The organism is Vibrio plantisponsor (assembly GCF_013041605.1).
Classification (GTDB): Bacteria; Pseudomonadota; Gammaproteobacteria; order Enterobacterales; family Vibrionaceae; genus Vibrio; species Vibrio plantisponsor.
Window position 1 is genome coordinate 191,196 of the sequence record NZ_JABEQC010000006.1, and the last position, 24,486, is coordinate 215,681.

At 43.1% G+C, this 24,486-nt stretch carries 26 protein-coding genes; 10 read left to right on the top strand and 16 right to left on the bottom strand.

Annotated elements, in window-relative coordinates; genetic code table 11:
- Nucleotides 1–342 (bottom strand): DUF3802 family protein, encoded by a 342-nt coding sequence (locus tag HKI82_RS10540; RefSeq protein ID WP_042482288.1) that lies wholly within the window; start codon nt 340–342, stop codon nt 1–3.
- 386 nt (nt 343–728) lie between these two features.
- Here HKI82_RS10540 and HKI82_RS10545 point away from each other — a divergent pair, with 386 nt between their 5' ends.
- Together HKI82_RS10545 and HKI82_RS10550 are read left to right on the top strand one after the other, a co-directional pair.
- Nucleotides 729–1,595, top strand: coding sequence for a fructosamine kinase family protein (locus HKI82_RS10545; RefSeq protein ID WP_102964191.1), 867 nt, complete (start codon nt 729–731; stop codon nt 1,593–1,595).
- 169 nt (nt 1,596–1,764) lie between these two features.
- Entirely contained in the window at nt 1,765–1,968 is a 204-nt protein-coding gene (locus HKI82_RS10550; protein ID WP_102942012.1) for a CPXCG motif-containing cysteine-rich protein, read from the top strand.
- 29 nt (nt 1,969–1,997) lie between these two features.
- Here HKI82_RS10550 and HKI82_RS10555 read toward each other — a convergent pair whose 3' ends face one another.
- The gene (locus HKI82_RS10555; RefSeq protein WP_171137951.1) at nt 1,998–2,606 is read right to left on the bottom strand and encodes a riboflavin synthase subunit alpha; all 609 of its coding nucleotides are present in this window, start codon (nt 2,604–2,606) and stop codon (nt 1,998–2,000) included.
- Nucleotides 2,607–2,716: 110 nt separating this feature from the next.
- Here HKI82_RS10555 and HKI82_RS10560 point away from each other — a divergent pair, with 110 nt between their 5' ends.
- Nucleotides 2,717–4,087, top strand: a complete 1,371-nt coding sequence (locus HKI82_RS10560) for an MATE family efflux transporter (protein WP_102942010.1) — start codon at nt 2,717–2,719, stop codon at nt 4,085–4,087.
- A 171-nt stretch (nt 4,088–4,258) separates the two neighbouring features.
- Here HKI82_RS10560 and HKI82_RS10565 read toward each other — a convergent pair whose 3' ends face one another.
- The 9 genes from HKI82_RS10565 to HKI82_RS10605 form a co-directional block, all read right to left on the bottom strand.
- Nucleotides 4,259–5,095 (bottom strand): patatin-like phospholipase family protein, encoded by an 837-nt coding sequence (locus tag HKI82_RS10565; protein ID WP_171137952.1) that lies wholly within the window; start codon nt 5,093–5,095, stop codon nt 4,259–4,261.
- 97 nt (nt 5,096–5,192) lie between these two features.
- Nucleotides 5,193–5,963: a siderophore ferric iron reductase gene (locus HKI82_RS10570; RefSeq protein WP_240956697.1), complete on the bottom strand. Its 771-nt coding sequence runs from the start codon at nt 5,961–5,963 to the stop codon at nt 5,193–5,195.
- 86 nt (nt 5,964–6,049) lie between these two features.
- A complete protein-coding gene (locus HKI82_RS10575) occupies nt 6,050–7,225 on the bottom strand; it encodes a BTAD domain-containing putative transcriptional regulator (RefSeq protein WP_171138018.1) in 1,176 nt (391 codons plus the stop codon).
- Nucleotides 7,225–7,845, bottom strand: coding sequence for an energy transducer TonB (locus tag HKI82_RS10580; protein ID WP_171137953.1), 621 nt, complete (start codon nt 7,843–7,845; stop codon nt 7,225–7,227). The genes HKI82_RS10575 and HKI82_RS10580 overlap by 1 nt, the downstream gene beginning before the upstream one ends.
- Entirely contained in the window at nt 7,845–8,249 is a 405-nt protein-coding gene (locus HKI82_RS10585; RefSeq protein ID WP_042482271.1) for an ExbD/TolR family protein, read from the bottom strand. Before HKI82_RS10585 ends, HKI82_RS10580 begins: the two co-directional genes overlap by 1 nt.
- On the bottom strand, nt 8,246–8,788 hold the full coding sequence (locus HKI82_RS10590) for a MotA/TolQ/ExbB proton channel family protein (protein ID WP_171137954.1): 543 nt from the start codon (nt 8,786–8,788) through the stop codon (nt 8,246–8,248). The genes HKI82_RS10585 and HKI82_RS10590 overlap by 4 nt, the downstream gene beginning before the upstream one ends.
- A 9-nt stretch (nt 8,789–8,797) precedes the next feature.
- Nucleotides 8,798–10,165, bottom strand: a complete 1,368-nt coding sequence (locus HKI82_RS10595; protein ID WP_171137955.1) for a MotA/TolQ/ExbB proton channel family protein — start codon at nt 10,163–10,165, stop codon at nt 8,798–8,800.
- A gap of 1 nt (nt 10,166) precedes the next feature.
- Nucleotides 10,167–10,934 (bottom strand): DUF3450 domain-containing protein, encoded by a 768-nt coding sequence (locus HKI82_RS10600; RefSeq protein WP_171138019.1) that lies wholly within the window; start codon nt 10,932–10,934, stop codon nt 10,167–10,169.
- 225 nt (nt 10,935–11,159) lie between these two features.
- On the bottom strand, nt 11,160–12,113 hold the full coding sequence (locus HKI82_RS10605) for a lactate/malate family dehydrogenase (protein WP_102942003.1): 954 nt from the start codon (nt 12,111–12,113) through the stop codon (nt 11,160–11,162).
- Nucleotides 12,114–12,443: 330 nt separating this feature from the next.
- On the opposite strand from HKI82_RS10605, the gene HKI82_RS10610 reads away from it, so the two are divergent.
- The 6 genes from HKI82_RS10610 (at nt 12,444) to HKI82_RS10635 (ending at nt 18,202) form a co-directional block, all read left to right on the top strand.
- Nucleotides 12,444–13,736 carry an extracellular solute-binding protein gene (locus HKI82_RS10610; protein ID WP_042482264.1) on the top strand — a complete coding sequence of 431 codons (1,293 nt, stop codon included), beginning with the start codon at nt 12,444–12,446 and terminating at the stop codon, nt 13,734–13,736.
- 65 nt (nt 13,737–13,801) lie between these two features.
- Entirely contained in the window at nt 13,802–14,683 is an 882-nt protein-coding gene (locus HKI82_RS10615) for an ABC transporter permease subunit (protein ID WP_171137956.1), read from the top strand.
- Between the two features lie 9 nt (nt 14,684–14,692).
- Entirely contained in the window at nt 14,693–15,535 is an 843-nt protein-coding gene (gene ugpE / locus HKI82_RS10620) for a sn-glycerol-3-phosphate ABC transporter permease UgpE (protein ID WP_171137957.1), read from the top strand.
- A gap of 7 nt (nt 15,536–15,542) precedes the next feature.
- A complete protein-coding gene (ugpC, locus tag HKI82_RS10625; RefSeq protein WP_390632436.1) occupies nt 15,543–16,691 on the top strand; it encodes a sn-glycerol-3-phosphate ABC transporter ATP-binding protein UgpC in 1,149 nt (382 codons plus the stop codon).
- Between the two features lie 8 nt (nt 16,692–16,699).
- The gene (locus HKI82_RS10630; RefSeq protein ID WP_171137959.1) at nt 16,700–17,458 is read left to right on the top strand and encodes a DeoR/GlpR family DNA-binding transcription regulator; all 759 of its coding nucleotides are present in this window, start codon (nt 16,700–16,702) and stop codon (nt 17,456–17,458) included.
- Between the two features lie 36 nt (nt 17,459–17,494).
- The gene (locus HKI82_RS10635; protein WP_171137960.1) at nt 17,495–18,202 is read left to right on the top strand and encodes a glycerophosphodiester phosphodiesterase family protein; all 708 of its coding nucleotides are present in this window, start codon (nt 17,495–17,497) and stop codon (nt 18,200–18,202) included.
- A gap of 79 nt (nt 18,203–18,281) precedes the next feature.
- Here the strand turns inward: HKI82_RS10635 and HKI82_RS10640 are convergent, their stop codons facing one another.
- Nucleotides 18,282–18,752, bottom strand: a complete 471-nt coding sequence (locus tag HKI82_RS10640; protein WP_171137961.1) for a NanQ anomerase/TabA/YiaL family protein — start codon at nt 18,750–18,752, stop codon at nt 18,282–18,284.
- Nucleotides 18,753–18,998: 246 nt separating this feature from the next.
- Complete coding sequence (locus tag HKI82_RS10645) at nt 18,999–19,469, bottom strand: Dps family protein (protein ID WP_102941997.1); 471 nt, start codon at nt 19,467–19,469, stop codon at nt 18,999–19,001.
- Between the two features lie 241 nt (nt 19,470–19,710).
- Between HKI82_RS10645 and HKI82_RS10650 the strand changes: the two genes are divergently transcribed.
- The gene (locus HKI82_RS10650) at nt 19,711–20,817 is read left to right on the top strand and encodes a M20/M25/M40 family metallo-hydrolase (protein WP_171137962.1); all 1,107 of its coding nucleotides are present in this window, start codon (nt 19,711–19,713) and stop codon (nt 20,815–20,817) included.
- Between the two features lie 32 nt (nt 20,818–20,849).
- Here the strand turns inward: HKI82_RS10650 and HKI82_RS10655 are convergent, their stop codons facing one another.
- The 3 genes from HKI82_RS10655 to HKI82_RS10665 all read right to left on the bottom strand — a co-directional run bounded on the left by HKI82_RS10655 (nt 20,850) and on the right by HKI82_RS10665 (nt 24,484).
- Complete coding sequence (locus tag HKI82_RS10655; RefSeq protein WP_261881139.1) at nt 20,850–22,316, bottom strand: bifunctional NUDIX hydrolase/phosphatase PAP2 family protein; 1,467 nt, start codon at nt 22,314–22,316, stop codon at nt 20,850–20,852.
- A 31-nt stretch (nt 22,317–22,347) separates the two neighbouring features.
- On the bottom strand, nt 22,348–22,830 hold the full coding sequence (locus HKI82_RS10660; RefSeq protein WP_102941995.1) for a GNAT family N-acetyltransferase: 483 nt from the start codon (nt 22,828–22,830) through the stop codon (nt 22,348–22,350).
- A 130-nt stretch (nt 22,831–22,960) separates the two neighbouring features.
- Nucleotides 22,961–24,484 (bottom strand): DHA2 family efflux MFS transporter permease subunit, encoded by a 1,524-nt coding sequence (locus HKI82_RS10665; RefSeq protein WP_102941994.1) that lies wholly within the window; start codon nt 24,482–24,484, stop codon nt 22,961–22,963.
- Nucleotides 24,485–24,486 lie beyond the last annotated feature (2 nt).

Here is a 24,486-nt window from a genome sequence, read left to right on the forward strand (position 1 = left end):
TTAATCGTAAGTCGCTACCGCTGTATCAAATAAGTTTTTGACTAACGCAATGTATTCATCCAGAAAAATGATTTGATCATTAGTCGCAGGTTTTGCCCATACACCAGCTAACACTTCACCCAAATCTTCTACGACAGAATCCGCTTCTTTAAGAAGTTGAAAACGTACACTTGAATGAAGTTCAGGATTCTGTTCAAAAACAGCCATAATGTTACTCGCTACCATATCAGTAACGACATCTTCTACGCTCTCTTTACCGGTGTCACCGCCACGGGTGAATACATCCATGTTGAACGCAAGATGTTCTATTAGCGCTAAATAACCATCGGTTTCTACAACCACTTTAATTCTCCGCTTTACTGCTTCGTCACCAGTAACTCACTGTACCTTCAATAATACTAAGCCATGTGAGGGAAATTTCACACATTTGATATGTTTGCTTGATGAAATTTCAAACGATTCATTGATAAAAATCTAACTTAGTACAAGAAAGCTATCGGTTTAACGCTCATAATCTGCAACTAAACCATTTGTTAAACTCATTGTGACTTTCTATTCAATCAAAAGGCAATATCGTTCGTGAAACGTTTTATGAGTAAGTTCACAAATATGCCGATTAACGGCATAGCAAAACTAAGTTTATGAAATTATTTGCTTTACGGTTCAGTAAAGTCACATCGATTGTTCTAAACTAATATGGACTAGAAGACGGTCATGGAGTTCATACTATGTGGCAAGCTATCACCCAGCAACTCTCAGATACTTTAATGTTTCAATTCGACCTTGTAGAAAAAACAAAGCTACAAGGTGGTGACATTAGTGAAAGTTATATGATTACCGACGGTAAAGAGCGGTATTTTGTGAAGCTTAATGACCGCAATTTTTTACCTAACTTTGAAGCCGAAGCTGAAAACCTCCGAGTCCTGAGAGAAAGCAGCAGTATTCATGTTCCTGAACATGTTCTTACCGGCAGTACCAAAGATCACTCTTTTATTATCCTGAACTATCTCGTCACCAAACCTCTTGATGACGCGACGAACAGTTTTAAATTCGGACTTGAACTGGCTAAGTTACACCAATGGGGTGACCAGAAAGAATACGGTTTCGACATTGATAACTACTTGGGCTGTATTGTTCAACCGAACAATTGGACCAAGAAATGGTGTCAGTTTTTCGCGGAACAAAGAATCGGCTGGCAACTTCAACTGATGCATGAAAAAGGCGTGCATTTGGTCAACATCGATGAGTTCGTAGAAGTGATTAAGCAAAGACTTGCGAACCACACTCCCCGACCGGCGTTGCTACATGGCAATTTGTGGAACGAAAATGTCGCAAATTCGCCAATAGGCCCAATTTGTTATGACCCTGCAACTTATTGGGGAGACAGAGAGTGTGACATTGCCATGACCGAGCTGTTTAATGGCTTCCAACCAGAGTTCTATCAAGCCTATGAAGAAGTGCTGCCTTTAGACTTTGGCTACGTCGAACGAAAAGACATCTATAATCTCTATCACATACTGAATCACTACAATCATTTTGGTGGTCATTACTTAGATGAAGCAGAGTATCTAGTTAAGAAAATTCTGTCGTTCTAAACTTATTAATTAGGCATCTATGTTGTTAAAAATAAACAAAAAAAGAGCTAATAAACTTTAGCTCTTTTTTCTTTGTGACAAAGTTTAAATTTGCACTTATTTCTCGTTCAGAATCAACTTCTCGTCTTACTATTAAAATGAGAACAAAAGAAAAAGAGCGAGAATCAAAATGAAAAACTTTATACAAAAATCGATTCTATGCCCCCACTGCGGGCACCATGTTCCTGTGACATTAGATTCCTCAAACGGCAGCCAAGAGTTTTATGATGACTGCCCTGCTTGTTGCAATCCGATTCACATGAATTTGATGGTCAACGAACAATTAGACACAGTAGAACTTCAAGTTGATGCGGATGACGAACAAATCTTCTAACCGCTTTTGATTTTTGAACTGGTAAAAATCTATTGTTTGGCAGCCAGCACTCGTTCAACGGTATCTACAATCGCTTGAGTTTGTGGATCAAGTTCAACATTCACTTTGTCACCCACTGCGCGTTGACCAAAGAGCGTTCTCTGTAACGTTTCAGGAATGAGGTGAACATTAAAACTATTCTCCCTGACTTCCCCAATTGTCAGCGAGCAACCATCTAAGCCAATAAACCCTTTCGGCAAAACATACTTCATATATCGAGGTGATAACTCAAACCAAATTGTCTTATTGTTTGGTGTTTCGATCGCGTCTTTAATAATAGCGGTATCCATAATGTGACCAGACATCGTATGGCCACCAATTTCATCACCAAATTTTGCTGCTCTTTCTACGTTGACCAACGAGCCGACTTCCAGCTCTCCTAAATTGGTTAACTTAAGCGTTTCTTGCATTAAATCGAATGAAACACGATTTTCATCGATATGAGTGACGGTTAAACAGCATCCGTTGTGAGCGATCGAAGCACCAATCGATATCCCTTGATTTAATAAGGGTTCTAGCTCAATAACATGGGTTTGAAATTTGTCTTTTTTATCAATAGCCACGACTTTCGCCATGCCTTGCACAATCCCAGTAAACATTTAGTATTTCCGATAGTTTTTCGTGGTGATCAGTGTGACATTTCTTTATCATTCCCACCAGTACGACCCGCCGATTAATTAAGCAGTAAATATTCCGTTCGGAGAAGTTTGTGCAACATTATAAAAATGAAATAAAAAAATTAGTAAAGTTATCAACGCCAGTTCTCATTGCTTCCATTGCTCAAACCGGTATGAGTTTCGTCGATACCGTTATGGCTGGTGGCGTAAGCGCTACCGACTTAGCGGCAGTGTCCGTTGCTTCTAGCATTTGGATGCCGACTATTCTATTTGGTATTGGGCTTTTGATGGCATTAGTGCCTGTCGTCGCTCAGTTAAATGGATCTGGAAGGCAACATAAAATCGCATCCGTGATACACCAAGGTGGATTTTTAGCTTTAATTGTTTCGATTCCAACCATCATAGTGCTTTTACAAGCCGGCGCGATTTTGGAAGTGATGGAAGTTGAAGTATTAATGGCGCAAAAAACCATCGGTTATATCACTGCGATGATCTTTGCCGTGCCTGCATTCTTGCTGTTTCAGGTATTACGTAGTTTCGCCGAAGGTATGTCTCTGACTAAGCCTGCGATGGTGATTGGTTTCTTTGGTCTATTGATCAACATCCCGCTCAACTGGATCTTCGTATATGGTAAGTTGGGAGCTCCTGCTCTTGGCGGTGTTGGTTGTGGCGTAGCAACTCTGATTGTGTACTGGCTGATGTTCCTGATGTTGTTGTTCTATGTAGCGACATCGAACCGTCTTGCGCACATTAAGTTGTTCGAACGCTTCCATAAGCCTGAATTCAAACCTCAATGGCGCTTGTTCAAGCTGGGATTACCTGTTGCAGCATCTATATTTTTTGAGGTAACACTCTTCGCTGTTGTAGCTGTGGCTTTAGCTCCTTTAGGTTCGTTGGTTGTTGCAGCACACCAGGTATCGATTAACTTCTCTTCGTTGATTTTTATGTTACCTATGAGTATCGGTGCGGCAGTATCCATTCGAGTAGGACATACTCTGGGTGAAGAAGATGTGAAGGGTGCCGCTGTCGCGTCGCACGTGGGGCTATTTTTCGGTGTTGCAACGGCACTAATGACCGCGGCTTTTACGTTGATATTCCGCGAACAAATCGCGTATCTTTATACCGATAACAGAGAAGTGATTAACTTGACGATGCAACTGCTGATCTTTGCGTCTATTTATCAATGTACCGACGCAATTCAGGTTATCGCTGCTGGCTCTCTGCGTGGTTATAAAGACATGAATGCTATTTTTGTGCGAACTTTTATAGCGTATTGGTTGCTTGGTTTACCAACCGGATATGCACTGGCAATGACAGACTGGATTGTTGAACCAATGGGAGCCAAAGGTTTCTGGATCGGCTTTATCGTAGGGCTGAGCTCTGCTGCAATTATGCTGAGCTTGAGACTACTTTGGATACAAAAGCAGGATGAACAAATTCAGCTGGATTTCGCATCTAAATAGTTTGCGTTGCAAGAGTAGTTTAAAGGTCAGCATTTGCTGACCTTTTTCATATGTGGTTTAGTCGTTTTCACTTTCTAAATAGGTATCTTCTAACCCTGCGATGACACTCTGGTATGTGTCAATTTCACACACAAACACGATCATCTTTTCAATAAAACTCATAATGCGCTCCTACTCTTTCAAACCGTGAACATGCATACGGCCTGCAATCAATCCCATGCTGTATCCATGATCCAGTAATGCCTTGTTCATGGTTAGGCGTTTAACGGCAAAATGCTCTGGTGGCGCAATCACTCGAATGTTGGCGTCTTTCGGAGGATTGCGAATAAATTCAAGCGAACCATTATATTTTTCAGCTCGCGCGGTGACGGCTTTCGCTACTTCCGGATAGCGAGCAAAGAGTTTTTTCATCATCCATTCACTTTTCACTTTCGGCATTTCGTAACTTTCTGGGTGTGAAAGTACGACGGTAATATCTCTGGCTCCTCGACGATAAGCTTCTCTAACAGGAATGGAATCTGAAACACCACCATCGGTATAGCACTGTCCATCAAAACAAGGGGTTTTCTTATACACGAGTGGTAACGCAGAGGTTGCCTCTATAGCCGTAACAAAATTGTCGGGCGTCACTTGATAGTAGTCTGGCTTACCCGTTTGAATATTTGTCGCGGCAGCATAGAACGGTACAGAAGAAAAAAGTGCACCTTCATTGATCGGATAACGTTTGTTCGCTTCATCAATCAACCAACGGACATCAACCAAATCTCCACCTTTCAGAAAACGGCGCGGATTATAGAACTCGCTACTGGTAGCCAATTGTGTAATCACTTGGTAACTGCGTAACGGTTGATTGGACAAATAGCCGACAAGATTAGAGGCACCAGCAGAAACACCCATAACAAAATCATATGGACAGTGGTTTAGTTCCATAAACGAATCAAGTACGCCGCTAGCAAATATGCCACGCATCGCCCCACCTTCTACTACTAACGCTTTCTGTCCTGCCATTATTAAACCCTTATTATTGTTCTAACCGTATAAAGATAAATCTTAGTGGTTAAGCTCGCAAATGGGTTTGATTTATCAATTGGATAGATATTACCGATTAAGCAGTAACTTCTTTAGCTGTAATCAGTTTCGTCAATTTGTTTGCTTCAAGGCGTGGACAGTTTGCGCATAGTGACCGCCCTTCACATTTATAGACCAGACAACAACTGGTTCTGACCAGCTTTAACTTGTTGGTGGTGCTATCAATTTTGAGGTTACTGATATGCTTTTGTGGCAAATCGAAGGCCTCTAGCCAAAGTTCCGCATGTCTAAGGATGGTGGTGTTTGAGTAGCTTGGTCTGATTTCTTGTAAACGTACTAAACAATTTAACAGATGATCTGCAAGTAGATGATGCGTGAACCCCGGACGAATTCTTCCCCACTTATTGATAGCATCTCTATAAGTTTCAAACAGATGAGACAATTGCTGCCCCGCTTTTTTAATCAGTGTTGCGCGACAAGCATGTGTCCATTCATGATCTCTAAAACTAAACCCTGCGATAAAACAGTTCTGTTTGTTTTGAGAAATGGTTGAAACGTCTGGTAGTGCTCGCTGTGTATAAATCGCGACAAAGGAAACAAAAACTGGCTGCCAGCAAAGCAAATCCCATGTGCGAGTTAACCAATACGGTTGACCAGCTTCTGGATTGCGCTCGGCGAGTTCATTGTAAAGCCGTTCAATCGACTCAGGACTTAAAGAAGGAGGTGGCTCTTTGAATGCGGTTGTCTCTTCAAGACAGCCATCCAAGTATGGCGTTATCTGTCTGGCATGAAGGAATAATTTTTCGAAATGTAGAGTGGATAAACCCATTGATAATAGCTGTAACATTAAGAATTTATCAAATAGTATCTATTATCATTACCATGTGCAAATTATTATCATTACAAGAAGATGGCCTATAAATAGGCCATCTATTAAGAAGTTTGGTTGTCTTTTACTTTGCGTAGCTGCGTTAAATACTTTATCCAGCTTTTTGCTTCTTCTGAAGGCTCAAGATTGTTGGCTTTCTTCGCTTCAATCAATGCTGGTTCGAGCTGGTTAAGTTTATACAGAGCCTTGGTTCGGGCTAAAGCAACCTGAGCTTGTTTGCCCTTCTCTTTTACATGATCCAACTCAGATAATGCATCATCATAGCGGGCTTGTTGCATGAGTATCTGAGCAATATTCCAGTGGTATTTCGCATCGAATTTAGAAGCTAATGCCCAAGCATCGATTGCTTTATCCCACTCTTTTGCTTGTTGCCAGTAATAAGCACGCTCAGTGATTAAATCCACATTCGTTTGCGCTTCTTTCAAGTGCTCTAATACAAGCCCTGCACGCTCAGGAATACCGTTATGCGCATAAAGCTGAGCTAATAAACGTAAATCCGCATCACTCAATTCGATTTTTTGCAATTGAGCTAAACCTAAACTGCTTAATGCATCTTTTTTCTTGCCAGTTCGGAGCTCCAAGTTAACCAGTTGCAACCACCAGTTACTACGTTGTGGCTCCAGATTAATCAGCTTCTTAAGGGTTGGAATAGCTTGCTCCCAGCGCTCAAGCTGAAGCTGTGCTCCCAACTTAACCGAAAGTGGAGTCACGCTATCCGGTTGTTTGAACTTGTCATATTCAGAGATTGCAGCCAGTGTTTTTTGCCACTGCTCCATCTGGTAATGAACTTGCCCAATTCGCAACCATAGTTCGCTGGCGTTCTGGGTCGTTGGTATGTTTTTGCTTAACTGATAGTAATGAGGCAACGCTTGCTTATACTGCTGATTCATCAGAAGCAGGTCTGCTAACATACGCTCTGTTAACCAACCTTGATCATCTTTGAGTTCGCCACTTTCAACTGCTTGTTCCAAAGCCGTGATAGCCGGTTTGAGCTGTTCATTCTGCCAATAGAAAACACCAAGCATTCGAGAAAAATAAGCCTTGTCATAAGCTCGCGAAACATCGGCTGTTCTCAGCGTTTCAATCGCCTGAGGCAATTTGTTCTCTTGCGCCAACTGATTGGCTTTCAGCGCTTTATTTGCCGCATACTGACTCAGTTCCGCAGCAACACTCCAAGATGCGGAACTTATCAGTAATAGACAGATGATCATTCGTTTCATCATTTGGCTAACTTAAACTCCAATTTTACAGATTGTCCGGGTTGAGTAACCGCTTTGCCATCTACCAGTTTAGGTTGATACTTCCAGTTTCTTAACGCTCGTATCGCTTCACGCTCAAACACTCGCTTAGGTTCAGCTTCCAGAACTTCGATATCTGTTGGTTGACCTGTTTCGTCAATGGTAAAACTCATCACCACATAGCCTTCAATGCCCCTTTGTAAAGCGCGGGCTGGGTATGTTGGCTCGACACGATGCAGCGGCATCGCTTGTTGATTCGCACCAATATCACCAAAGGTTGGTGCATTAATAGCAATACCATTGATCGCTGTATCTAAACCTAATAATGGAACACTCGAAAGCTGAGAACTGTTTGCTACAGCAGTCTGCTTTTGCGAAACTGGCGATTCTGGCGGCGGCTCTGGTAATTCTGGTTGTTCTGGAACACTTCTTTGTCTGCGTTGCACTTGATTTTCTTGCTCTAACATCACCATGTTGAAGCTAAGAGGTTGGCTCGCTTTAGGTGCACCTTGATTGCCGTTATCAACCATCCAAGCCATAAATGCGAACAAGCTGAGAGAGATAAGTGCAGCTATCGGCGTAGCGAACAATAAACGCAGCATTAACGCTTCTCCGCGGCAAGTGCAATACTTTTAACCCCTGCACCTTTGGCTGCATCCATCACTTGCACGACAGTTCCGTTATACGCATGTTCGTCAGCTTGAATCACCAACGAAGCTTCAGGTTGTTCCAGCAGCAGGTGCTCTAGTGTCGCCTGTACTCTTTCTACATCCACTTGTCGTTTATCAATAAAAATGTCGTTCGCAGAGGTAATCGCTACGAAAATACCCGCATCTTTTTGACTAACCACATTCGAAGCCGTAGGACGGTTAACTTCCACGCCTGATTCACGAACAAAAGAGCTAGTCACGATGAAAAAAATCAACATGATAAATACGATATCCAGCATAGACGTTAGATCTATTTGTGCCTCTTCTTGCTGAGATTGACGTCGACCGAGTCTCATCGTTGACTCCTTAAAGATTTTTCTAATTTCATTTCTAACAGACGACAGGTTTTCACTAGACGAGCATGAACAAACATACCTGCTAACGCAGCAACCATACCAGCCATAGTCGGCAGTGTGGCCAGTGAAATACCTGACGCCATTAATTTTGGATCGCTGCTGCCCTGAGTTGCCATCACATCAAAGACTGAGATCATCCCCGTCACTGTGCCTAGTAAACCCAGCATTGGGCAGATAGAAACCATCACTTTAATAACATTAAGATTCTGAGTTAATGCGATGTGTGCTTGCCCGATCCAACCTTGCTTAATGGCGTGAGCATGCCATGAGTGATGCTCACTACGTTGATGCCACTGCTCAATCCACTTCTTACGCTGCTTAGGAAAAGTAAACACCAGATAAAGAATACGCTCGATAACCAACAACCAATACACCGCAACAACCGCAGCCAACCACCACAATACTGCGCCACCCTGATCCATAAATTCAGTCAGTGGTAAGAACAGATCATTGAGTGGCATTAACCAGTCAGCTTGCATTTTCAACCCTTACGCCGCATTGACCATTTTCGCAGAACCCGTTTCGCTGCTTTCACGCTCAGCTTGCTCTGCCACTAAACCAATACCCTGTTTTTCCAAAATATTGCGGATGTTCTCTGCCTGAGTACTTAGAATATTGTGTGCAAGTAACAATGGCATAGCAGCTACAAGGCCTAATACAGTCGTCACTAGTGCCATCGAAATACCACCCGCCATTACTTTAGGGTCACCATTACCGAACTGAGTAATGACTTGGAAAGTCTCAATCATACCCGTCACCGTTCCGAGCAATCCAAGCATTGGCGCAAGTGCTGCCAGCAGTTTGAGCATGGACAAACCTTTTTCTAAACCTGTTTGTTCATCAACAACGGCTTCTAATAGACGCAGTTCTAAAGCTTCAACGCTGCGATGCTTTTCTTTGTCGTGAACAGAAAGAACTCGACCCAGCGGATTGTTTCCGGGCTGCTGTGGATTTTTAAGCTGCGCGGAAATTTTTTGTCGAGCAATAGCCAGTGAAGCACCACGATATAGAGCAATCACTAAACCGATAGCCAATAGCACAAGTATGATCTTTCCGACTACACCACCCGCTTCAAGGCGCTGTTCAAGCGTAGGCGTCAAGGCTAACTGCTCCAGCAGAATGCCGTGTGACGGATCCACAACAACGGAAGAAACATTGCCGTTTTCTAAAGCTTTTAACGAGTTCAGTGTTGGTGCATTTTCAGGCTGAACCGAATACGCGACAGCATCTTTGCGACCATTATTCCACTGCAAATAACCTTGCTCTGAAACCAGTCCAAAAGCACCAAGACGTGTAGCTTGAACCGTTTGTTTACGACCTTCACCATCAATCAAGGTTACGTTTGTGGTAGAAGTTTCGCCACTTGCGGTGATCTGCTCTTGCATTGCTTGCCACAAACCCGTCAGCTGTTTCATCGAAGGCAAAGATTTAGCGGCAACGATATCTTCAATCACGCCAGCATTCGTTTGACGATCAACACCTGTTACAGATTGCGAAAGATCCCCTTGGATTTCTTTCGCGTTTTGACGAACAACACCAAAAATTTCGCCGAGACTCCCCGTCTCCAGACGAAGTTTTTCTTCTAAACGAGCCAGCGAATCTTCATTTTTAGAAAATTCTGCAGAAAGTTTGTCCGCTTGGCTTTGTAGATTGTTTCGCTTCGCCAACAACTGAGCTTTTTTATCCTTCAGTTGTTGTTCAGTAAGCTTGAACTCCGCTTCACGTTTAGCATCGTGATTACGTTGAACTGTATTTTCTGTTTTCGCTTGGCTAACAATATCCGTCGCAGCAACTGCAGATGTGTTAGCACCAATCAATAACGCAGCGCAGAGTAACGGAGCAAATTTGTTGTTCATATTAGTTTGCCTCCGCATTAACAAGTGACACTGGCAGAGTTACTAGCGTTGGCGCGATTTGTTTCGCCGCTAAACTATAAGCTGTATCAAGGTCTGATTTATAACTGCTTTCAAGCGGTTGCCATTGCTTCTGAGCTTGATTCCAAGTCCAGTATTGGGTTGCATTTGGATTACGGGCAATTAAAGCCACTCGACCAAGATAGAGAATATCGGCATCGACTGACTCATTGTCAGTTAAGCTAATTTGGCCTTGATAAGAACCAAGCTTACGGCCGTAATCCATTTCGATTTGGTAGGCTTCGAGAATTCTTCTGAATTTTTCAGCATCGCTGACATCTGCTCTTGGCATAAGAGACTTTAACTGCTCAAGACGATCAGTACGCGCTTGTAAACGGATAGGTTTATCTTGCTCAAGAATGGTCTGCAAACCATCAATCATCTGGTACATAAGAGGCACAATGCCCTGACGAGTATCTTTGATCTCTTCAATTTGTTTATCCAGACTCACCATTTCTTGTTTCTGGTTATCCACCAAAGCCTGCAAGTGATTTCGATACACTTCTAAGTTTTTTACTTGCTCGCTTAGCTGTTCAATTTCAGCCTGCAGTTCGATTGCAGAATTTGAACTCTTGTCGATTTTCTTTTGACTTGCAGCAGAAGCTTCGTTGGTTTTATTTTGAATCGCTTTTGCATCATCCAGCGTATTGGCGTGAATGGGCAAAGCTATTGATGCAGAAATAAGGATAAAACTGGATTTTAGAAAATTCATCATGTTAATCAGATAGCGCATTGTTGTGTTGGGATGGTAATGATAAAAACTCTCATTATCAACTGTAATTTGAAATATCCGTTCTTTTTTACTTACAAAATTTATGGCTATAGACAATATGTGCTGAATTTGCAGCGATGGAAAGTGTTTAAAGAGAATAGAGATAAGTTATGGGGTTAGGAATGAAAAAAGGTGGCAAGAACCACCTTTTAGAATCTGCTTATTTTAGTAACTTAATCCAGTAAGTTTAGCTACATGGATCATTTGATTACGTAAGTTTGCAGCGATTTCGTCCAAACGCTGTTTTTCTTCTTCTGTAAATGGATGGATGAGAATCTTCTCTACCCCATTCTTACCGATGACAGCAGGTAAGCTCAGAACAACATCTTTGTAGCCGTATTCACCACGTAACAGTGTTCCGACTGGCAGTACTGAGTGTTCGTTGATCATAATTGCCTGAATGATACGGAACACACTCGCAGCGATACCATGTACGGTATTGTTTTTGCGTTTGAAGATTTCAAACCCTGCTTGTTTAACCGATTCCAACAGTTCATCAGCATCAATTCGTGGAATATTGTTTGAATCACAGTAGTAGTCAGCCGGTTGCCCAGCAATGCTGATCAAACTCTTAGGTGTAAAACACTCACTGCCGTGTTCGCCTAGCACGTAACCAAACACGTTTTTAGGATCTAAGTTGACACGATGAGCGACAATCGCCATCAAACGTGCAGTATCAATAACACAACCCGCAGAAATAACGCGCGAAGGACTGTAACCCGTGTTCGCCACAATACTATGAGTGACAATGTCACAAGGGTTAGTCACCACAATAAGTATTGCTTTAGGTGCAACACGTTCTATTTTCTTCGCAATATCGACACCAATCTTTGCGTTGATTTCAGCCAAGTCCATACGAGTCTGGCCTTGTTGAATTTGTGCACCTGCGGTAATGACCACAATATCAGCACCAATCAACTCCATGTAATCATCGGTCGGTGTAATACGAGTATTTTTAGAGAAAGTTAGCGCCGCTGTGTGTCTGAAATCGAAAGCTTCGCCTTCTGCTCTTTTCACATCGAGGTCAAGAATAGTCAGCTCACTCACACTACCTAAGGTTAATAAGTAGTTACAGATACCTACTCCAACAGCACCAGCACCAATAACACCAATTTTCATATTCGTTCCTTGAACAACTTAGCAAGATCAAATTTAGGATTGTAGATTTTACTAGTATTAGCAACATTCATTCCAATTATATTTTGCAATATAGCCATATTATGGCTTTATTGGCTGCAATATCGCTCTTTTATAGTTCATCAATCAATCATTACGATCCAGATTGGTGCAGCGATCCTGTCGTTTATTAATGTGATTTAAGTCACCTGTTCCATAAATCTTTAACCTTAGTGACATTTTTCGTCCACCTAGGTGAAACATTTCTTCGCCACCATAGCATCAAACGAAACACAAACAGTATCGTTCGAAACTTAACAAGGAATAAAGTCAATGAATAAGCTATGGGTAGCAGGGTTGCTTTCGGCAACAGTTTCAGGAACTTCTTTTGCAGCGACTGAAATTACGTGGTGGCACGCAATGGGCGGACAACTGGGCGAAACAGTAAACAAAATCGCTTCGGACTTTAACGCTTCGCAAACCGAATACAAAATCACGCCTGTCTTTAAAGGTTCTTACACAGAGACATTAACCGCGGGTATCGCTTCGTTTCGTGCGGGCCAATCGCCAAACATTCTTCAAGTGTTTGATGCTGGCGCTGCAACGATTATGAATGCTCCGGGCGTAGCGAAACCTGTTCAGGACATCATGATTGATGCAGGTTTCCCATTCTCTGCACAAGACTACTTAGCAGGTGTTCGCAATTTCTATGCGGACCAAAACGGCAAAATGGTTGGCATGCCATTTAACAGCTCTACACCTGTTCTTTATTACAACAAAGATATCTTAGCGAAAGTGGGTGCCGAAGCACCTAAGACTTATGAGCAGCTAGAAGCATTAGCTGAAAAGCTTAAAGCAAAAGGCTATGTTGCATTTTCAGAATCACACACGCCTTGGATCATGTTCGAGAACTTTAAGTCTCGTCATAACCTACCTCTAGCTGATAAAGAAAATGGCTATAAAGATCTGTCTTCAAAAATCATGTTCAACACCAAAGACATGGTGATGCATTTCAGCAAACTTAAAGAGTGGTCGGACAAAGGTTACTTCAAGTATTACGGCAGTGACTGGGATGCAAACCAAACACCATTCGAACGTCAAGAAGTGGCTATGTGGATGGGTTCTTCAGGTTCATTCGGCGGCCTGCGCAGTCGCGTGAAGTTTGAGCTGGGCACAACTTACCTTCCTTACTGGGAAAAACTGAATGACAAAGGCGTTCATACCTTCATTGGTGGCGCTGCGCTATTTGCAATGAGTGGTCACAGTAAAGAACAAGACAAAGGTGTTGCGAACTTCTTTGCTTACCTGACTAAACCAGAAGTACAAATGTATTGGCACAAAACAACAGGATATGTGCCTGTTACCAATGCAGCTTACGAGCTAACTAAACAATCTGGTTACTACAATGAACAACCAGATGCGGAAGTGGGCGTTAAACAGTTGAGCTTAGCCTCAGGTGAATGGAACAAGGGCTATCGTCTAGGTTTCTACCCACAGATTCGTGAAGTAATGCACCGTGAATTCGACAACATTTTCGCAGGTCGTTCAACCGTTCAGGCGAGTCTGGACAAAGTGGAAGACGAAAGTGACAAACTGCTGGATCGTTTTGCACGCACAGTGAAATAACGCTGTATCAGCCCACTGAATGTTTAGCTCAGTGGGCATTTCTTTTTATCAATTGGACAAAGCTTGTGGAACGTCGACAACAATTTTTTCACTCTCCAATGCCCTACTTTTTGCTAGCTCCGCAAATCGCAATTATTGCTATTTTTTTCGTTTATCCAGCAGCAAAAGCCGTTTATCTCTCTTTCATGCTTGAAGACCCATGGGGCATGTCTTCAACGTTTGTCTGGTTTGAAAATTACCAAATTCTTTTTCAGTCTTCAGACTATTTAGAATCACTCGGATTCACTCTCATTTTTTCAATCCTAGTATCGTTTTTGTCACTAGCGATTGCGCTCTTACTAGCTGTAAAAGCCGACAACATTATTCACGGACAAAGCGCCTATAAAGTCACTCTCACATGGGTGTATGCGGTTGCACCGGCAATCGCTGGTATCATCGGTGGTTTCTTATTTAACCCACACATTGGCGTTCTTACTGATTTCTTAGAACATCTGGGTTGGAAATTCAGCGTACAAACCGATCCTATTGATGCCACCATGGCACTCATTTTGGTTTCGGTGTGGAAACAGGTTGCGGTGAACTTTGTTTACTTTCTCGCAGGTCTTCAATCGATTTCGTACGCCGTAAAAGAGGCTGCAACACTGGATTGCGTCAGTGACAGCAAACGCTTCTGGACCATTACCTTCCCGCTTCTCGCTCCAACCGGATTTTTCCTGCTGGTGATTAATCTCACCTACGCATTCTTCGACACCTTTGGCGTTATTGACACTTTGACCGATGGCGGCCCCGGAGGCTCAACCACTTCGCTGGTTTACAAAGTCTACCGTGACGGCTTTGTTGGCGCAGATTTAGGCGGCAGCTCAGCACAATCTGTGGTGCTGTTACTACTGGTATTGGCATTGACCTTTATACAGTTCCGTTTTGTTGAAAAGCGCGTGCACTACTAAGGGAACCTGATGAAAAGTAATTCTCTCTCCGATCATTTAATTTTGATTCTCGGCGCTCTGTTTATGCTGCTGCCGCTATGGTTGATTTTTGCCAGTTCAACTCATGAGCCTAACGTGCTGGTGAGCCAAGGTCTGCAATGGGATATCGGCAACAACCTGTCAGCTGTGTATAGCGAAGCGTGGAACAAAAGCCTTGGTTTTACTGGTGATGTCACTGCAAAAACCATGATCTTCAACTCCGTCATCATGGGGCTTGGTTTTGCTATAGGTAAGATCATCATTTCAATGATGGCGGCTTATGCTCTGGTCTATTTCCGCCTGCCTTATGCAAGTGCGTGGTTTTGGCTGATCTTTGTCACCCTACTTCTACCTCTCGAAGTTCGAATCATTCCCTCTTACGAGGTGGTGTCGAGCTTAGGCATGCTCAACAGTTATTCAGGATTAATCCTGCCTTTAATAGCTTCGGCCACGGCCACTTTCTTCTTTCGTCAGTTTTTTAAAACCATTCCGGATGAGCTGCTGGAAGCGGCGCAATTAGATAACGCAGGCCCAATTCGATTTTTTATCGATATCTTGTTTCCGCTATCGAAAACGATGATGACCGCCATCTTTATCATCATGTTTGTTGTGGGTTGGAACCAGTACTTGTGGCCAATCATGATGACCACAGATGAGCAGTACAACACCATAGTTATGGGCATCAAACAGATTCTCAATAACATCAATGAAACCAATAGCCCAAGATACGACTATGCCTTTGCCATGGTCATCCTCGCTATGCTACCGCCTGTATTGGTTGTGGTGATATTCCAACGTTGGTTCGTTAAAGGATTAATTGAAAGTGAAAAATAATAACTCAATGCATCTCGTACATAGCTCTGCGAGCATTAAGCAGGACAACGTAATGTTAGATATCAAACAATTAGTAAAAACATACGAAAATGGCCATCAAGCAGTGAAAGGCGTAGACCTTTCCATTAACGAAGGCGAGTTTTTGGTACTCGTGGGGCCATCTGGCTGTGGTAAGTCTTCGATCCTACGTTCAATTGCCGGTTTAGAAAGCATTAGCAGCGGTGAAATACATTTGGCTGGGCGTCGCGTGGATACAGAAAAACCAGCAAAACGCGATATTGCAATGGTATTCCAGAACTACGCGCTCTACCCGCACATGAGTGTATACAATAACTTAGCCTATGGTTTGAAGAATCGCGGCGTTGATAAAAGCACCATAGAGCAAAAGATTCAAAAAGTTGCTAAAACACTGAAAATAGAAGAATACCTCGACCGCAAACCAGCAAAACTGTCTGGCGGACAGCGTCAGCGTGTTGCCATGGGACGCGCGATCGTTCGTGATCCTCAGCTATTTTTATTTGATGAGCCTTTATCAAATCTTGATGCTGCTCTTCGCGCGCACATGCGACTAGAGATCAAAAAGCTGCAAAGAGAACTGGGGGTAACCAGTGTGTATGTTACCCATGACCAAGTGGAAGCGATGACGCTGGCCGATCGCATCGTAGTTCTCAAACTGGGTGAAATTGAACAAGTTGGCACCCCTGCCGAGGTGTATCACAAACCAGCGAGTACTTTTGTTGCAAGCTTTATTGGTAGCCCAGCCATGAACTTTATGCCCGCATCCTTAGTTCATGGTCAGTTGCATGTCGCTGGTAAGCAATTCTTCCTTCCTGAGTATGAAGGTCTCAGTATGGAAAATCTCACGCTGGGCGTTCGTCCTGAACACGCGGAGATTACGCATTCAAATTCAAGTAATGATGCAATTACACTTACACTATCCATTCATGTTGTTGAACCGCTCGGGCCAAACCAACTGGTTCATGGCAGCCTAAACAGTATAGATAGCGACGACAGTTTTATTGCCGTGACACCTGAAATGAATCTGGATAACAACGCTCCGCTGAGTATTTCGGTCTCTCGCACCAATCTTCATCTGTTTGATGAGCAAGGCAAACGTCTCTGCCCTGTCTCTCTTGCTAAACGAGCTATTGCGTAAGGATTGATGTGAGTTTATCTACCAGACAAAAACAGATTTTGGAGTACTTGCAACACGCTCACGGCGTGTTGTCCAGCGACCTATTGTCACAGCGCTTTGATGTGTCCGTTCAGACGATTCGTAAAGATATGAATGACTTGAGCGACAAAGGTATGGTTCGACGAGTTCACGGTGGTATTTCGCTACCCAGTCCAAATGACAATCTATCATTCACCAATCGCGAGTTAGTTAACCTCTCTGCTAAGCAGAAAATCGCACAACGAGTGGTAAAAGAGCTGCCCGAAGGCACCAGTATTTTTCTCGGTATTGGAACGACGCCCAAATACGTTGCGCAGGCTCTACTTGATCATCCCGGTCTAACGGTTGTAACCAACAACATCAATGCGGCGTTAACCTTAAGCCGCAATCCGAATATTGCTGTCTATCTAGCGGGCGGCGCTGTTCGCCCTTCCGATGAAGATACCGTGGGTGAAACCACTACCCGCTTTTACCGACAATTCAATATTAAAATTGGAATTTTCGGTGTCGGAGGCTTCAACGATAAAGGACAATTACTGGATTTTACGCCAGAAGAGTCAGGGCTTACGCGTGCAATTATCGAACAAAGTCAGCAATGTTGGTTAGTTGCAGACAAAACGAAATTTGGGCGCTATGCTCCCGTTGTTAGTGGTGAACTATCAGAAATGAAGCGACTGTTTGCCGATGAAGCCACCAATGAATTTATGACGTTATGCCACTCTCACCAAGTCGAACTGGTGGTTGCGTAGAACTGTTCAGCTCTCGTTTTCAATAAAGGAATTTGTATGTCTCTGATCGTTGTCGGTCACAGAGGTGTTGCAGGCACCTATCCGGAAAATACTCGTGTGAGTGTTCAAGCGGCTATCGATATGGGTTTATCGTGGGTCGAAGTTGATATTCAACCCACCAAGGACAACATACTTATCGTTTGTCATGACCACACCATTAATCGTTGTAGTAATGGTAAAGGTCGCGTGGATGCTTATACCCTTGCAGAGCTAAAGAATTTCGATTTTGGCGCGTGGTTCTCTGAGCAATTTGCAGGTGAAAGCATAATGACGCTGGATGAGTTACTTGAACTGGCTCAGCAGCACCAGTTAGGTTTGAATCTCGAAGTCAAAGTGGATAAACACGATGTCACCAGTGTGGTTTCTCAACTCAAACAGCAATTGGATCAGCACCCTATCGCTAAAGAGCAGATCGTGTTGTCGAGCTTTAGCCACGATATCATCCGCGAACTACACCAGCACTGCTCTGGCTATAAATTGGGTGTATTGAGTGAGCGTTTATCGACAAAAGACAAAGCGCTGCTTGATGAAGTGAGTGCCTTCAGCTGTAACCTGAACTACAAGTGGATCACTGAAAAGCACATCCAGTATTTGAAACAACACCAATACCAAATTTGGTGTTATACGGTCAATGAAGCAGAACGCTTCCAACATCTCGACAAAGTCGATGCTATATTCTCTGACTGGCCAAGTCGCTTTATTTAACTGAAATCGTTAACTGATTATTAGCTTGCAAAAACGCCCGCGATTGCGGGCGTTCTATTAATTTAAAGTTGCTGAATAATTACGACAACAGCGACTTATCCACTTTGATGATCGCTTTACGCACTGGCATCGGTTTGTTATCCGTTGCTACCAACGGTCGATGAGGCTGACCAGGGTAGAAAACAATAAACTCACCGGCAGTAAGTGATGCAAAGTGTTCTTCCTCTAATAGCTCACTGAATGCGAGATCTTTTTCCGCAAGGAAATCTTCATCCAAAGCTTTAAATGGCGTTAGGCTGTAGCCAAACGACTCTTTACCTTCAAGCAGAATTTGCACGTCTAAATAGCGGCTATGGCATTCAGATTTTCGTTGTTCTAAAAGCTGAGTGTGGTCATCCACCAGCATGAAGAATACATTGGAACCATCAATTTCGTGACGGCCATTTTCAAGCGGAGTCTCTAAACGTTCCAATACTGATGCGATGATTTTTTTAAGTTCTGGCGCTAAGAAGCCAGCAAACTCACGGTGTGACGTTTTACCTACAAACACGACAATGATCCTATATAAGTGTTACAACTGCACGTAGTTTACCTCTATTCACTAAGATAAAACGTGATAATTAAAACAATGTTTTAATTTATTTTAAAAGCCCGAGATTATTTGACGACATTCTGATGTAGGTCAATCACAAGGTCAATTTCCAAGGCATTACACGATATAACTTAGGGGCAAACGCAAAAACGCCAATCAACAAATGATTGGCGTTCCAAAGATTATCTGCTGAGCAAACAAGTATTAATCAAGCCATGCACTTAACATCCAGATTAGCTTTTCTTGCTCACGGATATAGTCACTCATTAATGCCGCAGTGCCTTCATCACCCACTTCTGATGCGTAACTCAAAACCTTGCGTTGTTGTCCAATCAGTAGGCTGAAACCTTCCACTAACCCTTTCATGGTGCTGTCGCCATCAGTAGCATTGGTGTGTTCGCTAATTTTTGATCGCTCTACATACTGGCTAAAGCTATGCACTGGCTGAACTTCAAGAGTCAGGATACGTTCTGCGATTTCATCAATCTTCAGTTGTAGATCAGTATAGATTTCTTCAAATTTTGCATGTAATTCAAAGAATTTTTTGCCTTTAATATTCCAATGATAACCACGAGTGTTCATGTAAAACACCTGATAATTTGCCAGCAAGTTGTTCAGTGCTTCTGCTAGCTGTAGGCTTTGTTCTTTATCGAGACCAATTAGATTCTTTTTCATAACATCACCTCTTAATGTTTATATTCTTCGTTTCGTTGAGAGAATAATATTCGCTCGTGATGTTAAATAGAAATCGTATGAATCCATTAATTCAATAGGAATATACTATTAAATGAGGCTCTCATTTTCGCACTCACTATCGATAGCGGCATTATTTTTCGAACATTTCTTGATTTAACTCAGGGCTAAGCGAAGCGTCGAGAGGCATGGTACATGTCCTGTTTTCCTTAGAGATTATGTTATGCCTGTTATTAACGATCAGCGTCTTATTGAACACTTTCTAGAAATCATCCAAATCGACAGTGAGTCAGGAAAAGAGAAGGTATTTGCCGATATCCTTTCAGCTCAACTTGAAGGCCTTGGATTCGAAGTGCACAAACTTCCTGTTCCTGAGAGTGTTTCAAACGGCTACAACATCTATGCTCGTCTAGAAGGTTCGCTTGCTGGCAGCACAGTTTTCTCATGCCATATGGATACGGTAAGTCCGGGAAATGGAATTCAACCTGTCATTGAAGATGGCATTATCCGTTCTGCGGGTAACACTATTTTGGGTGGTGACGACAAATCTGGTATCGCTGCAATTCTTGAAGCTGTTAAAACTCTGAAAGAAGAAAATACCGCGCATCAAACTATTGAAATCGCTTTTACCGTTCATGAAGAAGGCGGTTTAATGGGTTCTAAACACTTTGATATGAACTACATTCAGTCGGACAAAGCGATTGTTCTTGATACTGGCGGCCCAATTGGCACCATTATTACTGCGGCACCTGGCCAACAAAAACTAAAAGTAACTGTTCACGGTAAACCTGCACACGCAGGATTAGCGCCAGAAGAAGGTATCAGCGCAATTTCCGTTGCAGCGGAAGCCATTACGCAAATGAACTTATTGCGTATTGATGAAGAAACCACGGCTAACATCGGTATGGTAAACGGCGGTTTGGCAACAAACATCGTAATGCCTGAACTCACAATCGTTGCTGAAGCACGTTCTCTCAATAACGAAAAACTGGCCGCTCAGGTAAAACATATGGTGGATACCTTTGAAGCTGTAGCTGAAAAGCACGGTGCAACGGTAGAGATCGATTCTCAGCGCTCTTACAACGCCTTTGTTATGGATGATAGTCACCCACACATCGCGACTATCAAGCAAGTGTTCGAGTCTATGGATATTGAGCCTAGAACTAAGAGTACAGGCGGCGGTAGTGATGCGAATAACTTCAATGAAAAAGGTTTAACTACGGTTAACCTGTCAACGGGCATGTCAAAAGTGCACACTACCGAAGAGTTCATCGCAGTTGCGGATCTCATCAAGATCAGTGAATTCATCAAAACCTATCTGACGCGTTAATACTAATTGCCAATGATAAGCAAAAGCCCAGTTTAACTGGGCTTTTTAGTCTCTGTTGTAGCCGATGAGGTAAGTTTAATCATCGCAACAAATACGATAATAATGGTCGGATATCGCGAAATTTCGACCACCAGAGACAAAATGCCACTCGAAGATACCTGTGCCGCAAGGTAGGAGATCACCATATATACCGCGGCCAATATCAGCGTAAACAGTAAACCTTGAAACAAGGTCAGATGTTCTCTTTGATTCTTCAAGGTAGTCGTAACAAGCGACATTACGATCAATACCACCAACCAAGCGGAGAAAACAGGCAGCTGCCAGTAGTAAGCAAAAATTGCAGCAACCAAACTGATCCCCCACCAAACGCGGCGCGAGCCCATAATGGTGCGAGCTTTCTCGGTTCTCTTGATGTCGAAACGAATGATATTCCAAGTAATTAACAGACCGAGAAACGCACCCACGGCCATGTCCGTTAGAAATGCACTTCCTGAATAGAACTTTGACAGTATCAACCAAACAGCGGAAAGCCAGTAAGCTACGCCAAACCAATGACCGCCTAGCCTCTCCTTTTCCGTCATCAGCAAAATACCAATACTGCTCCATACCGCGACGGGTAAGCTTGGAAAACCTTTTCCGTAACTTGATACAAGCTGTAGTGATGGAAGATAAACATGTGGCCGAGGAAACGTAAAACCTTGCTGAGCAAACAGACAAATCAATGAACTAATACTGATAGCGAAACTTACCTTGTAGCAAACCGACTTGCCGCAACGCCAATAGAGCAACGGAAAGAGAATAATGCCGCAAACAGGTGAAGCGAATAGGTTGCCGCTCAACAGCAGGTTGTGGATAAAGCTACCCCACTGTTGAGGCAACTTATTTACCCAGAGCTGAAACGCTTGAATCCATTTCAATTCGGATTGATGGAAACTTGGCGCAGCCTGAATCAGATCTGCAACAATTCTGATTGGCTGATCGGTAGCCCGTTGAAACATCTCAATGGTTGAATCCCACTCTTTGGGATAACGATATTGCTCTGAATTTACATAGGACGGATCTATCAGCATTGCACTAGACACTTCAACGCCATAGTCGGGAGCAAACCAGACAGGTAATTCATACCCACCCATCGAGTTTTGGTGTTGATAGGCAATGATTTCTGATGAGCTGACGCAATCGAAGAAAATGGCCTTATCGGTATGACCTAGCTCTTCCCCAACCGTAACAACAATACCTGTTTCTTCCCAAGTTTCTCTTTGGGCAGCGAGTTGTGGTGGCTCACCGGGTTTAATGGTGCCACCGGGAATCGACAGTTGTTTGGTAATGATTTCTTTGACCAGAACAATCTTGTTGTCCGCCTTAATCAGACACAAAGCGCCTTTATACGGACTCGCCATATTTGGCGCAGCAATATTCCCCTGCTCTTGAGCATAAGCAGGCAACAGGTATAAAAGCCAAAAAGCGGCAATAACTTCTAGCAACCGACGTTGAAACACTAAACTCACTCTACGTTATTTATTCGTTATATTAGCGGTGCTTAACCGATTTTCTCAGCCATGCGATATGAGGCTCAAACCCCGAATCTTCATAGAATCGATGAGCATTTTTATTAAATGCCCAAACCTCTACGAACACTTGTTCAACGCCATAATCTATCAAGGTCGTTTCAAGCTTCTTATAGAGCATGGTTGCGACACCCTGTTTTCGAAATTCCGGTAAAACATACAGTTCATCGATACTGCCCATTGGCACTGGTTTGCTAACTGTAGAAATTAGTTCGCAAAAATGGCCAGTGATAAACCCTATGATCGAATCATTCTGCTTGGCGACATAAACCAGACATTCCGGTGAATCGAGATAGCGAGCAATGCTTTTTTCCTGTTCGATGTCTTCAGCAGTTTTAAAATGCTCAGGACAAGCGGAATGGTGCTCATGATGCAACTCATACATCAAATCATTGAGCATTTCTAAATCATCTGCGCGAGCAGCAACAATCGAAAGGTTGGACATGTTTGTATGCCGTTAAAAAATAAGCTTATTCGGATTTTATAAGATAACGTTCAAAAGAGCACTGCCAACTGCGGTTATTTGAAACTAAAAAAGAAAAACGTCCAATTAAGGACGTTTCTGTTACTAGACGTTATTTACTGGCTCCCGGTCTGCGCAGTAAGACCAGCAAAGGCAAGGTAAAGATACACACATACATCATCAATCTAAAATCTTGCAGGTAGCCGAAAATTGCTGCTTGGTTGGTCACTACGTTATTTAAACTAACCAATCCAGCCGTGGTTGATAAATCATAGGCACCTTTCTGAACTGCATCCTGCAAAGCTGGATTGAAGTTATTGATGTGCTCGGCATAAACAGCATGATTGATCTGAACTCGATGAGACAAATAGGTTGTCACCACAGAGATACCAATACTACTACCAATATTTCTGACTAAGCTGTAGAGCGCGGTCGCTTCATTACGATAGCGTGGTGCAAGAGTCGAGAAACTCAATGTGGAAAGGGGAACAAACACTAAACCTAAGCCTAACCCTTGAACAATCCCCGTCCAAATAATTTCCCAACGAGTAATATCGACAGAGAATTTGGTCATCTGCCACAAAGAGATAATCATCAGAACTAGCCCCGTAGCTACGAGGTAACGCAGATCTACTTTTCTCGCAACACGTCCAACGATCATCATCCCCGTCATGGTTCCAAAGCCACGAGGTGTGAGTAAAAGCCCCACATCGAGTACTGGATAGCCCATGTAGTTTTGCAAAAATGGCGGCAACAGTGCCATAGTCGCAAGCAAAATGACCCCGATCATAAACCCGAATAGCAAACCCACCACATAGTTGCGATCTTTAAACATCATAGGTTCAAGAAATGGCGCTTTATGCGTAAACATATGCACAGTGAACATATAGAACGCTAATACCGCTAGTGAGGCTTCGATAATCACTTCCAAGCTCGAAAACCAGTTCAGTGATTCACCTCTATCCAAGAACATCTGTAAGCTACCGATAGCAAGCCCGAGTAAAGCAAAGCCAAACATGTCGAACCGTCGTGTAGTATCGATTGCCGTCTCTTTTACGTAAGCTGCTATGCCCATCCAAGCCATAATGCCAAACGGTACGTTGATATAAAAAACCCAACGCCAGTTGTAATACTCCGTTAACCAACCGCCTAGTGATGGACCAAGGATCGGTCCCACCATCACACCTACACCCCACATTGCCATTGCCGAGCCGTGCTGTTCGGTTGGGTATGTATCCAACAGCACAGACTGTGACAAAGGAACCAAGCTTGCACCAAAAATGCCCTGTAAAATTCGGAATAAAATGATCTGCTCTAAAGATTGTGCCGCACCACAAAGCACTGAAGCAAAAGTGAATCCGAGCACTGAATACAAAAATAGACGTTTACGACCGATTCTTGCCGCCACAAAGCCCGTCAAAGGCATAGCAATAGCTGATGCTACGATATAAGACGTTAAAACCCAGGATATTTGGTCTTGAGTGGCACTCATTGTGCCTCTCATATGTGGTAACGCTACGTTTGCAATCGTGGTATCCAGTACTTGAATGATGGTTGCAAGCATGACCGACAAGGTAATAAACAGGCGTTTACTACCTTGGGTATCATCTGCATTCGTTTCGACGTGAGAAGTCATCG

Coding starts and splice junctions, on each gene's coding strand:
- HKI82_RS10545 (WP_102964191.1), top strand. CDS start 729: ATGTGGCAAGCTATCACCCAGCAACTCTCAGATACTTTAATGTTTCAA.
- HKI82_RS10550 (WP_102942012.1), top strand. CDS start 1,765: ATGAAAAACTTTATACAAAAATCGATTCTATGCCCCCACTGCGGGCAC.
- HKI82_RS10555 (WP_171137951.1), bottom strand. CDS start 2,606: ATGTTTACTGGGATTGTGCAAGGCATGGCGAAAGTCGTGGCTATTGAT.
- HKI82_RS10565 (WP_171137952.1), bottom strand. CDS start 5,095: ATGGCAGGACAGAAAGCGTTAGTAGTAGAAGGTGGGGCGATGCGTGGC.
- HKI82_RS10570 (WP_240956697.1), bottom strand. CDS start 5,963: ATGTTACAGCTATTATCAATGGGTTTATCCACTCTACATTTCGAAAAA.
- HKI82_RS10575 (WP_171138018.1), bottom strand. CDS start 7,225: ATGAAACGAATGATCATCTGTCTATTACTGATAAGTTCCGCATCTTGG.
- HKI82_RS10580 (WP_171137953.1), bottom strand. CDS start 7,845: ATGCTGCGTTTATTGTTCGCTACGCCGATAGCTGCACTTATCTCTCTC.
- HKI82_RS10585 (WP_042482271.1), bottom strand. CDS start 8,249: ATGAGACTCGGTCGACGTCAATCTCAGCAAGAAGAGGCACAAATAGAT.
- HKI82_RS10590 (WP_171137954.1), bottom strand. CDS start 8,788: ATGCAAGCTGACTGGTTAATGCCACTCAATGATCTGTTCTTACCACTG.
- HKI82_RS10595 (WP_171137955.1), bottom strand. CDS start 10,165: ATGAACAACAAATTTGCTCCGTTACTCTGCGCTGCGTTATTGATTGGT.
- HKI82_RS10600 (WP_171138019.1), bottom strand. CDS start 10,934: ATGAATTTTCTAAAATCCAGTTTTATCCTTATTTCTGCATCAATAGCT.
- HKI82_RS10605 (WP_102942003.1), bottom strand. CDS start 12,113: ATGAAAATTGGTGTTATTGGTGCTGGTGCTGTTGGAGTAGGTATCTGT.
- HKI82_RS10610 (WP_042482264.1), top strand. CDS start 12,444: ATGAATAAGCTATGGGTAGCAGGGTTGCTTTCGGCAACAGTTTCAGGA.
- ugpE (WP_171137957.1), top strand. CDS start 14,693: ATGAAAAGTAATTCTCTCTCCGATCATTTAATTTTGATTCTCGGCGCT.
- ugpC (WP_390632436.1), top strand. CDS start 15,543: ATGCATCTCGTACATAGCTCTGCGAGCATTAAGCAGGACAACGTAATG.
- HKI82_RS10635 (WP_171137960.1), top strand. CDS start 17,495: ATGTCTCTGATCGTTGTCGGTCACAGAGGTGTTGCAGGCACCTATCCG.
- HKI82_RS10645 (WP_102941997.1), bottom strand. CDS start 19,469: ATGAAAAAGAATCTAATTGGTCTCGATAAAGAACAAAGCCTACAGCTA.
- HKI82_RS10650 (WP_171137962.1), top strand. CDS start 19,711: ATGCCTGTTATTAACGATCAGCGTCTTATTGAACACTTTCTAGAAATC.
- HKI82_RS10660 (WP_102941995.1), bottom strand. CDS start 22,830: ATGTCCAACCTTTCGATTGTTGCTGCTCGCGCAGATGATTTAGAAATG.
- HKI82_RS10665 (WP_102941994.1), bottom strand. CDS start 24,484: ATGACTTCTCACGTCGAAACGAATGCAGATGATACCCAAGGTAGTAAA.